Origin of the sequence: Micromonospora sp. NPDC049060 (assembly GCF_040649055.1) — a bacterium.
Classification (GTDB): Bacteria; Actinomycetota; Actinomycetes; order Mycobacteriales; family Micromonosporaceae; genus Micromonospora; species Micromonospora reichwaldensis.
This window is the reverse complement of record NZ_JBEZEV010000179.1, coordinates 1-1,558: the sequence shown is the minus strand read 5'-3', so window position 1 is coordinate 1,558 and position 1,558 is coordinate 1. Positions and strand designations below refer to the sequence as shown.

The window sequence follows — 1,558 nt, the reverse complement described above, 5'->3', positions numbered from 1 at the left end:
TCACCCACCAGGACATCCCCTTCGACAAACTCGTCGAACACACCCGACCCACCCGCGACCGCCACACCCCACCCCTCATCCAAACCGTCTTCACCACCATGGAAGGCACCGATCCGGCACCGCTGCACACCGCCACGATGCGGCCGCTGCCGATCGACGAGGGGGTCGCGAAGTTCGACCTGACCGTCCAGGTGCAGGTGGAGCCGGACGGCGTCCGGGTGCTCTTCGACTACGCCTGCGACCTGTACGAGCCCGCGACGATGGCCGAGCTGGCCGACAGCTACCGGGCCCTGGTCGCCGCCGTACTGGCCGAGCCGGACCGGCCGCTGTCCACCGTGGTCGCGGTCACGGCCGCTCAGCGGGAGCGGCTCGCAGACGCGTTGATCGCCAGCCCGGTTCCGGTCCCGCCCGGTGATCTGGGGTGCGTGCCCCGGCTGGTGACGGAGACGGCCCGACGCCAACCCGACGCGCTCGCCGTCGTCGACGGGACGGGCGCGATCACCTACCGCGAACTGGACGAGTGGTCCAACCACCTCGCCCACCAACTCCTGCACCACGGCGCCCGACCCGACCACCCCGTCGCCGTCAGCCTCCCACCCGGCACACCCGCCATCACCGCCATGCTCGCCGTCCTCAAAGCCGGCGCCGCCTACCTCCCCATCGACCCCACCGCACCACCCGCACGCCGACACCACCTCATCACCAACTCCGCCGTCACCATCCTCATCACCCAAGACCCCCACGACACCGACACACCCCCCGGCGTCGTCGCCCTCGCCCCGCACCCGGCACCGGCCACGGCCACGGCCACGCCGCCCCCGCTGGACGTGCACCCGGAGCAGGTGGCGTACGTCATCCACACCTCCGGGTCCACCGGCACGCCCAAGGGCGTCATGGTCCCCCACCGGGCGCTGACCAACCTGGTCCACTGGCACCTGAACGCGCACCCCACCGGTCCCGGCCAACGCCACGGCCAGGTGGCCAGCCTCGGCTTCGACGCCGCGATCTGGGAGATCTGGCCCGCGCTGGTCAGCGGCGCCACCCTGCACATCGCCGACCCCGCCGACCGCCTCGACCCCGCCGCGCTGCACGACTGGCTGGTCCGGGAGGACGTCACGAGGACGTTCCTGCCGACGCCGATCGCGGAGGCCGTCCTCCGGTTGCCGACCCCGTCCACCAGCCGCCTGCGGACGATCTTCACCGGCGGGGACGCCCTCACCACCCGGCCGTCCGCGCACGCGCCGTACACCCTGTTCAACATCTACGGGCCGACCGAGACCACCGTCGCCGTCACCGTCGGGCCCGTCCGCCCGGACGGGGTCCACCGGCCCGACCTCGGCGTCCCGATCGCCGGCGCCCGCATCCACCTGCTGGACGCCGACCTCCAACTGGTCCCGCCCGGCGCGCCCGGCGAGGTCTGCGTCGCCGGCGACGTGGTCAGCCGCGGCTACCTGAACAAGCCCGGGCAGACGGCGGAGCGGTTCCTGCCCGACCCGTACGGACCACCCGGCAGCCGCCTCTACCGCACCGGCGACCTCTGCCGCCTCCGCACCGACGG

1 protein-coding gene is annotated in these 1,558 nt (G+C 73.2%); it reads left to right on the top strand.

The window, feature by feature from the left end; genetic code table 11:
• Positions 1–14: 14 nt before the first annotated feature.
• On the top strand, positions 15–1,558 hold a 1,544-nt coding region (locus AB0B83_RS30120), incomplete at its 3' end, for an amino acid adenylation domain-containing protein (protein WP_357581010.1).